Origin of the sequence: Chitinophaga sp. LS1, from assembly GCF_034274695.1 — a bacterium.
GTDB lineage: Bacteria > Bacteroidota > Bacteroidia > Chitinophagales > Chitinophagaceae > Chitinophaga.
In genome coordinates, this window is sequence record NZ_CP128362.1 from 3,869,876 (window position 1) to 3,884,921 (window position 15,046).

Annotated in this window: 11 protein-coding genes; 7 read left to right on the forward strand and 4 right to left on the reverse strand. The window is 44.7% G+C overall.

The annotated features are described in order from the left end of the window. Positions 1-161 precede the first annotated feature (161 nt). The 3 genes from QQL36_RS16030 to QQL36_RS16040 are packed head-to-tail and all read left to right on the forward strand — an operon-like array spanning position 162 to position 5,596. Entirely contained in the window at positions 162-2,930 is a 2,769-nt protein-coding gene (locus QQL36_RS16030) for a TonB-dependent receptor (RefSeq protein ID WP_321570256.1), read from the forward strand. Positions 2,931-2,951: 21 nt separating this feature from the next. Next, positions 2,952-4,313 carry a hypothetical protein gene (locus tag QQL36_RS16035; RefSeq protein ID WP_321570257.1) on the forward strand — a complete coding sequence of 454 codons (1,362 nt, stop codon included), beginning with the start codon at positions 2,952-2,954 and terminating at the stop codon, positions 4,311-4,313. Between the two features lie 5 nt (positions 4,314-4,318). Then, positions 4,319-5,596, forward strand: a complete 1,278-nt coding sequence (locus QQL36_RS16040) for a histidine-type phosphatase (protein ID WP_321570258.1) — start codon at positions 4,319-4,321, stop codon at positions 5,594-5,596. 41 nt (positions 5,597-5,637) lie between these two features. On the opposite strand, the gene QQL36_RS16045 is transcribed toward QQL36_RS16040, so the two are convergent. Next, complete coding sequence (locus QQL36_RS16045) at positions 5,638-6,177, reverse strand: hypothetical protein (RefSeq protein ID WP_321570259.1); 540 nt, start codon at positions 6,175-6,177, stop codon at positions 5,638-5,640. Between the two features lie 340 nt (positions 6,178-6,517). On the opposite strand from QQL36_RS16045, the gene QQL36_RS16050 reads away from it, so the two are divergent. The 3 genes from QQL36_RS16050 to QQL36_RS16060 are packed head-to-tail and all read left to right on the forward strand — an operon-like array spanning position 6,518 to position 8,934. Then, positions 6,518-7,450 (forward strand): TonB-dependent receptor plug domain-containing protein, encoded by a 933-nt coding sequence (locus QQL36_RS16050; protein ID WP_321570260.1) that lies wholly within the window; start codon positions 6,518-6,520, stop codon positions 7,448-7,450. Continuing rightward, positions 7,422-7,931: a nicotinamide riboside transporter PnuC gene (gene pnuC / locus QQL36_RS16055; RefSeq protein ID WP_321570261.1), complete on the forward strand. Its 510-nt coding sequence runs from the start codon at positions 7,422-7,424 to the stop codon at positions 7,929-7,931. Before QQL36_RS16050 ends, pnuC begins: the two co-directional genes overlap by 29 nt. Next, positions 7,924-8,934: an AAA family ATPase gene (locus QQL36_RS16060; protein WP_321570262.1), complete on the forward strand. Its 1,011-nt coding sequence runs from the start codon at positions 7,924-7,926 to the stop codon at positions 8,932-8,934. The genes pnuC and QQL36_RS16060 overlap by 8 nt, the downstream gene beginning before the upstream one ends. Positions 8,935-9,278: 344 nt before the next feature. Here the strand turns inward: QQL36_RS16060 and QQL36_RS16065 are convergent, their stop codons facing one another. The 3 genes from QQL36_RS16065 to QQL36_RS16075 form a co-directional block, all read right to left on the reverse strand. Beyond that, the gene (locus QQL36_RS16065) at positions 9,279-11,441 is read right to left on the reverse strand and encodes a hypothetical protein (protein WP_083722718.1); all 2,163 of its coding nucleotides are present in this window, start codon (positions 11,439-11,441) and stop codon (positions 9,279-9,281) included. A 326-nt stretch (positions 11,442-11,767) separates the two neighbouring features. Continuing rightward, positions 11,768-13,663 (reverse strand): AAA domain-containing protein, encoded by a 1,896-nt coding sequence (locus tag QQL36_RS16070; RefSeq protein ID WP_321570263.1) that lies wholly within the window; start codon positions 13,661-13,663, stop codon positions 11,768-11,770. Positions 13,664-13,799: 136 nt separating this feature from the next. Then, positions 13,800-14,189: a VOC family protein gene (locus QQL36_RS16075; protein WP_083722716.1), complete on the reverse strand. Its 390-nt coding sequence runs from the start codon at positions 14,187-14,189 to the stop codon at positions 13,800-13,802. Positions 14,190-14,204: 15 nt separating this feature from the next. Between QQL36_RS16075 and QQL36_RS16080 the strand changes: the two genes are divergently transcribed. Beyond that, positions 14,205-15,038, forward strand: coding sequence for a DUF6348 family protein (locus QQL36_RS16080; RefSeq protein ID WP_321570264.1), 834 nt, complete (start codon positions 14,205-14,207; stop codon positions 15,036-15,038). The last annotated feature ends 8 nt before the right edge of the window (positions 15,039-15,046 follow it).

Here is a 15,046-nt window from a genome sequence, read left to right on the forward strand (position 1 = left end):
TTTGTTAATGTAGAATGTGTGTGTTGATTTTCAATTACTTAAAACGCCTTGTTGCCGTCTTGTATACGCTCCTGTTCACGCTGTTACATTTTGTTCACGCCTGTTTTTCGGTTTCAAACGCACCTTTATTCAACTTGCAGCAGCTTTTTAAAACTGCTACAATGAAGCGACAATTCTTTCTTTTCATTATGCTGATTGTTGGGACACTTTCAGCCTTTTCTCAAAAGATCAGTCTGACTGGTCAGGTTATTGATCAACTTTCCGGCGACCCTTTATCAGGTGCCAGCATCACTATCGAAGCTGGAGGAAAACAACAATCTGTAGTTTCCGGACTCAATGGTTCCTTCATTTTTAGAAACCTTCCTGGAGGTACTTACCCTGTACATGTAAAATATGTAGGATATAAACATTTCTCCGGTACCATCTCTGCCGGCGCACCGCTGAAAGTATCGCTGGAAAAAGAAGAACGCGCGCTCCATGCCGTAGACATCTCCGGCAAGCACGATAAAACGACTGCCGCCTCCGCCATGCAGGCCGACAGAAGAGCCAACGTAGTCATGAACTCCGTTGCTGCCAGAACCATCGAAATCTCTCCTGACCTCTCCGTAGCCAACGTTTCTCAGCGTATCTCCGGCGTATCTCTGGAAAGAAGCACCAATGGTGAAGGCCAGTACCCGATCATCAGAGGTATGGACAAAAGGTACATTTACACCCTCGTAAATGGTATCAAGATCCCAAGCCCTGACAATAAAAACCGTTACGTACCACTGGATATCTTCCCTGCTGACCTGCTGGACAGACTGGAAGTGATCAAATCTCTCACGCCAGACAGAGAAGGCGATGCGATTGGTGGTGCGATCAATATGGTGATGAAAGATGCACCTGATCAACTCACCATCCGGGCAAATGCCGCTGTGGGTTATGCAGATAAATTTGCACATCAGGACTTCACGACCTTCAATCACAGCGCTAGTCTGGATGCATCTCCACGTGCTACCAACGCTGCAGGTTATCAGGCTACCATGAAGGATTTTCCAAACAGCGCCTTCACTTACAATACCAAACAGAATCCGATCAATACCCTCTTCAACCTGTCTGCAGGTGGTCGTGTATGGAAAGATAAACTGGGTATTATCGTAGCAGGTAGCTATCAGAATAACTACCGTAATGTAAACTCTGTTTTCTTCGATACTGAAACAGACATGAACAACGGCGATGCAAAAGTAACCAGCATCGAATCCAGGAATTACTCTATCCAGCAGCAGCGTAGTGGCCTGCATACCAAATTTGACCTGAAACTGAATGACAGGAACCAGATCAAATTATATGTAGCCTACATGAACCTGGCGAAGAATGAATTCAGAAGTAAGTCAGACACCAACCTGATCCTGGGCCGTACCGGCGAAGGAACGGGTCGTATCAGCAACAGCTACAGAACTTACCACGATGTACAGCAGATCTTCAACACTACCCTGAGTGGTAACCACGAGATCCTGCCACGCCTGCACATGGATTGGTCCGCTGTATATAGCAAAGCTTCTGACAACAGACCTGACGAAGCGACCCTGAGCCTAACTACCGGTGTAAGCAAGGATGCAACGACAGGTGCACTGGTACAATCTCCACTATACCTGGATGGTACTTCTACCCGTGAGTTCACCCGCAACTCAGACCAGGACAAAGCCGGTTACCTGAACTTCACTTATAAAACTGATATCGCAGATGCAAAGGTTGACTGGTCTGTAGGTGGTATGTACCGCAACAAAACCAGGACCAGCACGTACGATGCATACACCCTGCGTCCTACCGATCCAAGCACACAGACTTACGACGGCAATATCAATAATAACAACTTCACCGTATTCAATGGCGAAGGTACTTCTACCAATGCGCTCAACTACGACGCTACTGAAAACGTAGGTGCGGGGTATGCAATGGCAAAGATCACCTGGCGCAAAATAGAACTGACAGGTGGTGCCCGTTATGAGCATACTGAACTGAACTGGAACAGTGCCGTACCTAAAACGGTTTCCGGCAAAACCGGTTCTATCAACTACTACGACGTATTGCCAAGTGGTTTGCTGAAATACACTATCGACAGGCATCAGGCAGTTCGCTTATCTTACTACTCTGCTATCAGCCGTCCTAACTTCTACGAAGTGATCCCACACACAGGTGGCGATCCGGATGCTGACTACCAGGAGAAAGGTAACTCTAACCTGAAGAGAACTACTGCCGATAACTTTGACCTCCGTTATGAATACTATCCCAAAGGACTGGATCAGTTACTGGCAGGTGTATTCTACAAGAGACTGAACAACCCAATTGAATACGCACTGGAAAACGTAGGTACCAATGTATACTACATGCCGGACAACTTTGGTAAAGCCAGCAACTACGGTTTTGAACTGGATGTAACCAAATACCTGCGCAAGTTCGGTGTAAGAGCAAACTACACGTATACACACTCTGCGATCACTACTGCGAAGACATTATATTATAGCACAACTACCGGTACTTCTCAGAAACAGGTAGATCAGACTAGACCACTGCAGGGCCAATCTGCACACGTGGCAAACGTTTCCCTGTTATTCAAAGATGACAACAAACTGGGTCTGAACGCACAGCTGGCACTGGGTTATACCAGCAGAAGGATCAACACCGTATCACAGTTCCTGGATAACGATATCTGGCAGAAAGGTTTTACGCAGATGGACTTCTCTATCGAAAAGAGATTCTGCAAGCGTTTCGCTGTGTATGCGAAGGTGAACAACATCCTGAATACACCTTACGAACTGGAGATCAGACAACCTTATACTGCAAGTGGTATCACAGGCAGTGTGCCTTACCAGACATTGGGCAAGAACACATTTGTTCGTAAAGATACTTATGGTGCAAACTACCTGCTGGGTGTAAAATTCAAATTATAAGACCAACAAAATAAGATCACAATGCAAACAAAAAATATATTGCTGTTAGGCTTACTGGGAGTTGCTTTCAGTGCCTGTCATAAAGAAGAATCTGTAAAGGTATCTACGGCTTCTGTAACAGTAGGCCAGACTATTACGTCCGATACATTGACCGGTTCTGTAAAAGGAACGCTTCAATCAGGTCGCACCTATTACTTCAGCGCTGATATCACGATCAATGCAGGCGATACTTTACTCATGCAGGAAGGTACCAGACTGATCGCACTGGGTGATGGTAAAACAACCGCTACCAGTCCGCAGATCACTTGTAATGGTACATTCATCAGTCTGGGTACAGAAGATAACAACAACTTCATCACTGTACTGGATAGCCTGCGTACCACATCAAATATCGGTGCGGGTTTCTGGGGTGGTATTCAGTGTGGCGCAAGTAGTGGTGATGTAATTATTAAGTGGACACACTTGGAATTTGCTGGTGGTCCTGCAGGTGATGCAGCTGATCCGGCGGTATTTGCTTCCGGCGATCCGCGTAACTTCCTCAGCTATACGAATATCGATGGTCAGGTGATTGTAGAAGATTCCTGGTTCTATGGTAGTACGGACGATGGTATCCGCATTCTGCATGGTAACATCAGCTTTATGCGTAATACTTTTGAAGCCTGTGGTAAAGCAGGTGGTGAGTCCCTGAACATGAAAGCAGGTACAGTAGGGGATGTGGCATACAATGTATCGATCGGCGCAGCTACTAATTCTTTCAAAGTTTCTAACAGTGGTGGTGCGACTGTGCAGACAAATGTGTATGTTTACAATAACACGATACTGAATGGCGGTATGCGTCAGGTGAAGTCAGGTCGTGGTGGTTCTATCAACTATGAAAAAGGTGCGCAGGGTAAGATCTATAACAACATAATCGTAAACTGTCGCTTTGGACTGAGAGTTACATCAGATGCGGATACTACACACATTGCGCATAACAACCAGTATTATTATGCCAATGCACAGTACATGATCAAACAGTTCAATGCAACTGATGGTGTGGCCAGAGCAGGTAGTGCTGACATTAGCAGTGCATCTGTAAAAGATAAGAATCCTCTCTTTGGTTCATACGATGTAGATCAGTTTGATTTTTCTACTGTGACACCTCCATTGGATATATCAAAAATGCCATTGACGATCCTTACGGCACAGTCTTACAACTGGTCACTGCTCCCGGGTTCTCCTGGTCTGAGAAAGGGTGATGCAGATAGTTTCCAGGCACAGGCGAAGGTAACGACAAGTGGTACTTATGGTGCCACTATTCTTCAACCGGGTGTGGATATGGGTGCTTATCAGTCTGATGGAACCGGCAACCAACACTATACTACCAGTTTGGCTTCTAAATAATGAGTATGTATAAGATCGTATTCTTTTTATTATTGAGTGTGGCTGCTGTAGGGCAGGGCTATACAGGCACAAAGACACCATATCCGTTTAAACAGGCGAATTATACACCGGTACCCAAAGGATATACGGCCGCGTATGTGAATTACACAGGCAGGCATGGTGCGCGGTTTATGACAAAAGCAGGGAGTGATGTAAAGTTGCTGGCATTGCTAAACAAGTCGGCACTGACGCCACTGGGTGATAGTATCAAAGTGATGACAGCACAGTTCCTGGAGATAGAGAAAAATAATTACGAGAATATCAGTTTGCTGGGCAATGCGGAGCAGCATGCCATAGCAGAACGATTAATCAAAAGAGAGGCCGCTGCTTTCAAAGGTCGCGGTATAACGATAGAGGTAACGCATAAGAAGAGAACAAGACAGAGTGCAGATGGATTCCTGAAAGCATTTGCAGATTACAAAGGAAAGAAAGAGTTTAAGCTGGTGCAGGACACGAATGAGAATGTGCTTCGGTTTTATGATCTTTCACCGGCGTATAATTCATTTAAAGAGGGAAAAGTGATTGCAGAGAGAGTAGATTCATTGCAGCAGGATCCGCTCTCCCGGAAAATAGCTGGTGACATCTGTAAAAGAATCTTTACGACTGCCCTGTCAGAAAAAGAGCAAACCGCAGTCGCAGAATGGTTATATGACCTCTACAGTATCCAGTTTTCTTTGGTGATGGAAATGCAGCAGGCAAAGGTATATTTTGATTTCGGAAAAGCTTTTACACAGGAAGACCTGCAATGGCTGAACAAAATAAACAATGCAGCAGACTTTCTTGAAAAAGGTGCAGGGTTGGATACATTAGGTATACAATCAAGAATTGCAGCGCCTTTGTTGTTGGATCTGGTTACCTCTACCGATGCGCTGACAAAAGGGAAGCTGAATAAAGATGCCGTATTAAGGTTCTCTCATGCAGAAGCGATTTCTCCATTAGCTACGCTGATGGGAATTAGGGAAGCAAGCGTACCCACTGCCAGTATTTATGATTTTGATAAAAACTGGAAGGCAGAAAATATCATTCCATTGAGTGCGAATATTCAGTGGATCATTTACAGCAATGGAAAGCAATTCCTTCTCAAAGTTTTACTGAATGAGAGAGAAGTTGCATTGCCTGTTAAGACTACCTGTTATCCGTATTACAAATGGGAAGATGTGAAAAGCTACTATTTATCTAAATTGAAAAAAATAGGAGTGAAGCCCGGTGATGATATGCACAAGTATCTATTGCAGGTGAAATAATAAATAACTGGCCGTCTCATACATCTATGAGGCGGCTTTTTTTACGTGATTAGTAATTCCCTCACCGTTTCATTCCCCGGTAAATCCACCGCCACCACAATCACCTTTCCTCCTGGCGGCAACACATTGACTTTATAATACCAATCCACGCCATTCCGGCCTAATACAGCAGCACCTCTTTCAAGAATGACACCATCATTATCTATCACCCGTACCTGCATTTCTGCTACCCGGAATTCATCCTTAGCAGTAACTACCACCGTCTCTTCTTCGAACCTGATATTCTGTACTTCAGGAGACTTATAAGCATCCTTTACAGCCATATTATAAGCATTCTGTCCGGGTCCTGCCAGCGACTTATAATAAGTCTTCAGCTCCGGATCCTGAATGATCACCTTAGCATAGGCTGCCGCAACGCGCATTTTATACCTCGCTGCCAGCTGATTTTTTGTCGGTTTTCCCTTTGATGGTCCGCGCTTTTTGGCAATGATAATCTGGTCATTCCGTTCGTAAATAGTGAATTGCTTGCCAAGGGTGCCCCGGACGGCATAAAGGAGTAAGTTGTCTTTAACAATAGCCATAAATAACAATTTTGGGGTTATATGTTCAATATTAAAAGAATTCTTTCAAATAATAGTGCGACAATAACGCCAAATGAGTACTAATACGTCACTTAATTATCACCTCAATATCCAATTGATATATAGATGTACTTCTAATGTCCTTATAGTGACCTGTTAATAACGGTAAGGAGAACTTATTCTTCAGGTGCCCGGATGAATGCCTGATTTTTATCGTAATAAAATCCTGTTTTGTTTTTTCCAACCAATTCTTATATTTGTGTAATAATTACATTAATTCACACCTATGCCATAGTCATGTGATAACCCAGTAATAACAATTTAGAGGACAATATAATATATGAAACGACATCTATCTGCCACTGTATCAGTATTGTTATGGACTTTGTTTGTCAACGCCCAGGATAAGGATACAATTACGACCCAAAAGAAACTAGGTGAGGTAGTCATCTACAAGGCGAACACGGTTACGCCTGTCACCTACCAAAACCTGAATATGCAAGTCATTGACCAGAAAAACACCGGTCAGGAACCTTCATTCTTACTCTCAGAAACCCCTTCAATCACTGTATATTCAGATGCCGGCTCTTATCAGGGCTACTCTTATTACAGAATGCGTGGTATGGACCAAACCCGTATCAACACCACCCTCGACGGTATGCCGCTGAATGAACCGGAAGATCAGGGGGCTTATTTTTCCAACTACCCTGACATCCTCAACTCTATCAGCAATATCCAGGTTCAGAGAGGTGTAGGTATTTCTAAAAATGGTGCTGCCAGCTATGCAGGGAGTGTACAGCTCTTCTCCCCGGATGTAAGAGACTCCGCCAAAACTACTATCGGTGGCGGTTACGGCGCTTACAATAGCTACCGCCTCTTTGGTGAATACCAAACGGGTGTAAGGAATCACAAAGCCCTCTATATACGTGCTTCGCAGGTGGCCACGGATGGTTATAAATATCATTCTGCCAATCACTCCCAATCTATCTTTGTGAGCGGTGGATTGTTCTATGATAAAAGCACCTGGAAACTCAATGTCATGGCTGGACATCAAAAAAATGACATGGCCTGGCTGGGTGTAGCGGATACCCTTATTGCAAAAGACAGAAGAACGAATGGGAACCTCTCTGATGAAAAAGATCATTTCTTTCAAGGGCTGGTGCAGTTACAAAATATCTGGCAACATCGAGCTGTTGGGTACCGTGTCCGGTCTCATCTCTGTTTACTATGCATCCAGGGGCAATGTGCTTACATGGCCCACAGGGATTGTTAACGAAGTGGCACTGGCCATTTTATTTTATCAGGTACAGCTGTATGCTGATATGTTCCTGCAGGTATTCTTTTTTGTGGTTACCATTTTTGGATGGTATCACTGGAAAAGTAATCAGGCCGATGTACCTATTACAAGACTCAGTGCAAAAGGCATAAAATGGTATATCATTAGCCAGGTAATTGGTACGATTATTTTAGGCACTGTTATTCAACAGTTGCATATATGGCTCCCTGTTTATCTCCCCGTACCTGCCGCCTATGCATATGTAGACTCTTTTGTAACAGTCGCCAGTATCTTAGCGACACTATTACTCGCAAAAAAGCAACTGGAAAACTGGATCTTTTGGATTATCGTAGATATAATTAGTGTAGGCCTATACCTGGTGAAAGGAATTAATTTTTTGTCAATAGAGTATGCCATCTTTTTAGGACTCGCATCCTGGGGATTGTGGCAGTGGCGTAAAAAATTGCGGTATGCGTAAAGCGTTTGTATTTGGGAAGTTTATGCCTTTTCACAAAGGGCATGAGGCAATGATCCGCTTTGCCCTCACAAAGTGCGATTTCCTCACTGTATTGATCTGTGTGAGTGATCAGGAAACCATGCCCGGGGTATTGAGAAAATCATGGCTGGATGAAACGTTCAGACAGGAACAACGGGTAGAGATCCTTACTTATCATTATGATGAAAATATATTGCCCGGTACCTCAGTTACTTCTGCAAGTGTATCTGAAGTATGGGCGGTCGCATTCAAAGAATTACTCCCTGATTACAACATCTTAGTTACCTCAGAACCTTATGGTGAACTGGTAGCAGGCTTTATGGGTATTACACATATCCCTTTTGATCCGGAACGGAAAATAGTCCCTGTCTCCGCCACGATGGTGAGAAATAACCTATGGGAAGCATGGCCATACCTGCCCGATAGTGTGAAAAAGACGATGATGAAAAAGGTGGTGATATTGGGTACAGAATCCACTGGCAAGACTACCTTAACAGGCCGGCTCGCCACCCATTTCAATGCAGCTGCTGTGATGGAAGCAGGACGGGATATTGTAGCAGACTCCAACGATTTCAGTATGCATGATCTGTATGCGATTGCCACTGCACATGCTGCAAGAATAAAAGCTACTGATGCGCCTTTGCTGATTATAGATACAGATATTCATATCACTATTTCCTATGGTGAATATGCCTTTGGGAAAAAAATGCAAATTGAAAACGAAATTTTTTCCATCAATAAAGCAGACCTCTATCTGTATATGGACAATGACGTTCCTTTCGTACAGGATGGTACCCGTATAGATGAAGCTGCAAGAAATGAACTGGATGTATCACACAGAAACGTACTGGAGAAATATGGTATTGAGTACGAAGTGATCAGTGGCAATTGGGAGGAACGATTTGAACAGGCTGTAGGGTTAATAAATCACCTTGTAAACTTTCGTTCACAAGGCGCAAACTTTTCAAGCGTCACACACAGTTAATAGAACAAACTGTGGGGCAGATGTGGCCCTTCTCTTTCCACGATTGTTGTACTATCCATGCCATACATAATAGCAATATCCGCCCGCAAATCTTATTCGGGGCACCATGTCTCTGCAATCTGGAAAGAGGTTTTTTCTTTTTGTGCAAAAGCCGGCATTGCCAATAGTAGCAAAGCAGCTAAGAAGCCGTTCTTTGTATTCATTGTTCCTGATAATGAAAGTTGAGACCCTGTAAATAAAATTCGTAGATCGTAATAATAAAAAATCATCAGGAGAAATCATAACAGGAAGGCCATTCTTTTACCAGCGGTAAAAGAATGGCCTTCAGCAACTAAAAATAACAACTATGCGTTAGGGCACTTCTGCGATACAGAGAATCCCACAGCCTTCACTCCATACCATGGGAACTGTGTATTACTGTTCAATATCACCCTTGTATTTGCTGAGATGCTCAAAGCATATCCGCAGGTATCCATAGCCGCAACATCCAGTGACCATGGCAGACTGCTATCACCCGTATCACCGATACTATGGTAGTAGTGATTCAATGGTGCAGGGGCTGCTCCATTTGTATGCGATGACGGCTGCAGACTGAAATCCCAGTTGGCAAAGAATGGATGCGTAGCACGTAGCTCACCATTGATGATGTGTTTCGCCGCTGTCTTATCATAGCAATGGCAATCGCCACCGATGATGATCAGGTCCAGTGTTTTGCTGAGATCCAGTGTGGTATTCGCGGTAGGACTAATCGTTATTGGCTCGTTGCAAATCACGATAGAGAAGGTGTCCTTGTGAACAACATTGCCCGATGCATCTGTGTATGAGAAACGAATGGTGTAATTACCATCTGCCTGTCCACCGGTGCTCCAACCTGCGAGGTAATTGTATTCATTGTAAATACCCAGTGCCGGATTCGCTTTGTAAATAAACCAGCCATCGGCAGGGTTCTGTGCATCGCTGTATTCCAGGTTCGGATCAGGATTGAAATCGATCATCGCAAAGCTTTCAGCAGTGGATACCGGGGCATAAGTGGTATCAGCAGCACCAAATTGCTTGTACTCGATCTTGTATTTAATCTCACCATTGAAACCATTACGGTCAATGATGCCATGGAAGCTCACCCAGCCGCCATAAGGACGGTTGTTATCTCTTGTAGGTGAAACGGATGCTGCATTTACCAGGAAGCTGGCCGGATCGATGGCATCGCGGTCCACACCACCCACCAGTGTCAGTTCCGCATCTACATGAGCTACCTGGCTTGGACGGATCTGTACCACTGCATCTATCCTGTTGCCCCAGGTATTCAGTGTATTCGGATTGGTAGTAGAAGGGAGGGAAGACCATGACAATACTGCACGTACCCTGATAATATTCGGTGTTGTACAGCTTTTAATACGACCTTTCAGGTTAATAGGCAGGTCTACATTGTAGTACAGACCATCTTCAGGAATATTGCTGATATCATGTACGGTTACACTGGCAGTACCCAGGTATTGCGTGAAGGTGCCGTTGTTGTCCCAGTCAGCCCAGAAAGCCACATGCTCCTGCGAACCTGCATGACACATGTCGCCGCTAAAACCGCTGTTCTTCTTTACTTTGATTACAGCGCCCAGAGTATCCTGTGCGGTATTCAGCCCTACACAGGTCAATTCTTCAAAGGTCACATCCGCTTGTCCTACAGGTTGCAGAATGATCTTGGAGATAGCGCTGATATCTACTTTCAGCTGCGCAATATCTGTCAGATTATAGCCCGAAGCCGCTTTATAAAGCTTGGTGCCATTACTGATCTTCGCTATTACAGAAGGATAGAACGTACGATGATCAGGTACCTGTGCACGCTTGTAGGTCGTGTACAATTGTTCTAAAGGCGGCACAGGAGCTAAAGCTGGTAAATCAACTTTTGCCTGCAGGTCAATGTTCGCGAGAAAGTCTGGTTTCTCCTTCACATTCAGGATGGTGAAGATATCATTCCAGATGATGAACTTTTTGCGGGGCAGTTGAATATTCACATCTTTCACATTGCCATAGTATGGCTTGTCGTTTGGGTTAGCAGAGGGGATGCTGTTCCATGATAATACCGCTCTTACAGTTGGTATCACGGCCTGGTTACAGGCAAGGAAGCGGCGGTATTTCTCATCATTGATGTACAGGAATGTCATATACTTCAATGGATGTTGCGGACCCGCAGGTGCTTCAGAGATGTCAGCTACCTTGAAGCTGGTGTATCCCATATCCTGGAAACCGCTGCCGTCTTTGAAGTCTACAAAGAAGCGGACGTATTCTTTAGAGCCATTGGTACAGAGACCACCGCTGTAACCGGTAGCTTGCTTGATGCTTACAATCGCTTCCAACTTGCCTTTGGAAGGATTGTAGCCTACGCAGGAAAGTTCTTCCCATGTAGTGTTGGTGTTGGTGATAGCAGGCTGTGAAATGAATGACTGCAATAAAAAGGTCTGGCGGGTAAATAGTTGCTCCGCTGACAGACCGGGAATCTTCAGATTTTCCATGACGTTTTTTTTGGGGTGACGAAACTTTAGCTTTGTTGTGGTGAAACAAAGGTAGATGTCCCCAAAAGAAACGCCTAGCGTATTAATACGTGATTTGTGTAGGTAATACTTCTATAGACCTGAAATAAAAAAACGAGGCTGACCAAAAAGCAAAATGAAGGTCCTGACAATTGCTTAAACGATGACAGGGCTCCATCAGGTACCCGAATAAAATGAGGCTGACCATTACTTTTTGGTCAGCCTCATTTTATTCGGGTACCTAATGTGTATTGAGAAGGTTTTTTAATTTTTCCTCGTTTTTTTGTGTATGTCTGTGGGGGCATCAATCAACTATCCATAAATTCCCACGCACTCTGGTAAGCATCCTTCCCTTCTGCATATGCAATGAAGTCAGCATAGAACGGCAGCTGGGACAGCGTAGCACTATCTCCAATCACCACCAGTTTCTTCCTGGCTCTGGTCATCGCCACATTCATACGCCGGATGTCAGAAAGGAAACCGATCTTGTTATCACTATTACTTCTCGTCATACTGATATACACAATATCCCTTTCCTGTCCCTGGAAGCTATCGATGGTATTCACGGAGATCCTGTTTCCAAAAGGCTGTAGTGCCGGTGAATGTTCCAGTTGCTCTTTCAACAGTTGTATCTGTTGTTTATAAGGAGAGATAATCGCAATACTGGGGAAATCTGCAGGTTGGTAATGTGTGTTCAATGTATCAACAAACTGGGAGAGGTGTTTAAACAGGAACGCAGCTTCTTCAGGATTCGTTGTACTGGTACCTTCCGTCTTTTCCTCAAAACCACAACCGGCAGTATCTACAAAAGACAAAGGACTATCTGCAGAGAAGAGCAGGTGCGCTGCTACAGAAGCGTGTGCTTTCAGTTTATCGTGATAGAAGATAGCAGAAGAATAGCCCATGATGGTAGCATGCATACGATACTGTTCTTCCAGCAATACGACTGCTTCAGGATGCAACTCCGTACACTTCTCCAATAATGTATGTGCAAGACCGTTACGCGCGGCTTCGTCAGATTTGATAGTAGGGGAGAGCTGACAATGGTCACCAGCCAGTACCACTTTCTCTGCTTTCAGAATGGGGATCCAGCAGGCAGGCTCCAGTGCCTGTCCGGCTTCGTCAATCACTACGGTATGGTATTTCAGTTGCTTCACGGTATAGTGGTTGGCACCTACTAAAGTAGCCGTGATCACCTGTGCTTTATGAATGAGGTCTTCAGCAATATAAGATTCCGTGTTTTCCACAGCCTTCATAATGTTCCGTGCTTCATCAAAGAGGGCCTTGCGTTGTTCACGTTCTGCCTTTCCAAAGTTCCGTTTGTATTTATGCGCCATGTCTCTGAACTCACCCGCCTGTTTGCGCAGGCGCTTCACTTCTTTCATGCTGTTGTGTTCAGCCATTTTACTATCGAGAGTGAGCGACATGAGTCTTTCAGACACCCTTGCAGGGTTACCTACCCGGAGTACATTCATGCCTTCGTCTGAGAGTTTTTCACTCAGTAAGTCTACAGCCGTATTGCTGGGGGCGACTACGAGGATCTGTTTACGATCCTGAGCATACAGGGCTTTAATAGCTTGTACGAGGGTCGTGGTTTTACCGGTTCCCGGAGGGCCGTGAACGATAGCCAGTTCATTGGCGGCCAGAATTCTGTTCACTGCATCCTGTTGGGAGGCATTGAGCCGGGGATGGGTGAACTTTGGCAGTTCATTATTAAAGGTAGGCGACTTTTTACCAGTCAGGATTTGTACGAGCTGATTTTTATCAGCTCCTGATGCCTGTTTTAAGGCATTTTGCATCTCATCGTAGCTGTTGTCATCAAAAGACAGGTCGATGCCTAATTTCCCGTCGTTTGCCCATTCCGGGAGCTCATCGGTGCGTAAGGTGATTTTCAGGCGGTTACCGCTCTGGTAGGAGACGGTACCTTCTATATTATCTTTTTTAGGATCGTGGTTGGAGAACAGCACGGCAGATACGCCAAAGCGCAGTTGATGTGAGATGTCCTGGTGGGTGGTACGTTCTACTTCGACGGTCAGGTAGTCTCCGCGGCTCATTTCGGTTCCCCTGATAGCAATAGGGTACCAGGAGAGGCCGTTGGCGCGGCGTTCGGCTACAGATGTTTTTTCCGTGAGTGAAATATAGGACTGCCGATCTTCTTCTCTTTCAGTCTTCAGCAGATCCAGTAGCTTTTTAAAATAATCCATGGGCGCAAAGGTACGCCTTTCAGGAATTATATGTTTTTCCCGGGGGGCGATTACAGGTAGTGAATGACCAGAGGGGGCTTCTACATGCTATTCTCTGGCGATTAGCCTACAGACAGTGAATTACCAACGGGGGCTTCTACATGCCATTCCCCGGCGATTCGATCACCGACAATATATTTCCTGCAGGATCCTCAAACCAGGCAATCAATGGCCCCCCGCCCCTAAAAATCCCCTTATCATCTGTATTTAACTCCCCGCCATACTTTATAAACCGGATACCCTTACTACTCAGCTCATCCACAGCCTGATCAATATTGTCTACCGGGAAATTCAATACCGTATAAGAAGCTGGGGTATGCGTTGGCTTAGGGTACACCAGAACTTTCGAATCGTTATTTATATGCAGTTCCATCACACCCATAGGTCCATCCGTCACTTCCATCCCCAGTTTATCCTGGTAGAAGGTTTTCGCTTTTTGAATATCATTGACAGAAAATCCGCTGAAGGCTTTGCTAGTTATAATCATAACAATGGGGGTTTAATGAACAAACAATTTAAGCATATTCCGGCAGGGGGCCATGCACCAACCACGGCAATTAATAGCCGAAAATTTAATAAGTTTGTCGAAACTAACCTACAAACCCGCATGGAAACGAATGTACTTGTACCCACACTGGCAACCAATCTCGCGAACGCTATTCAATCGTTTGATTTTGAAGTACCCGTTACCCTTACCATCGAAGCTGTAAACGATATCGTTTATTTACGGGAGCTAGAGCTTGAAATTGTTTGTAACGTTTTAGGCGAACAGGACCACGGCAATGATGTAAAAGTATATCACCTGGCCTTTATGATCCGCCTGAAGGGAGACAATATCATGTATGAAGAAATGGCGGCCATCGGCACTGATCCGGAAGAATCCATGTCACAGGGAGCCTATACATTTTTCAGAGGTTTCCTCACTGGCTTCTTCCAATGTCTGCTAGGTTATTATGAGCCTGTCTATGAACTCAAAAGTCCCACCGGCGATGAGTTCCATCTTAACTACAGTCACCTGCAGGTGCAGGGTGCCTTCATGGATGATATTGACGGGCACCAGGACAACACTTTCCCCGATATTCTTTATCCTGCTATCAAAGAAGTTTTTGAAAGAGAGATCACTGAACCCGATCATGATTACAAAGATTTCTACTGGATTAAAATTTACCTGAGCAGACAACCCGGAGGTACATTTATCGGAGAATGTCGCTTCGATAACAACATCTGGGATTATGCACTCAATGAACTCATAGCGTACGATTATAAACTATGGAAAGAAACAGATCGTTTCCTGGGCAAGAAGCAATTTATTTTTATCCGCAGATGCCCTAAATAGCATGAAGA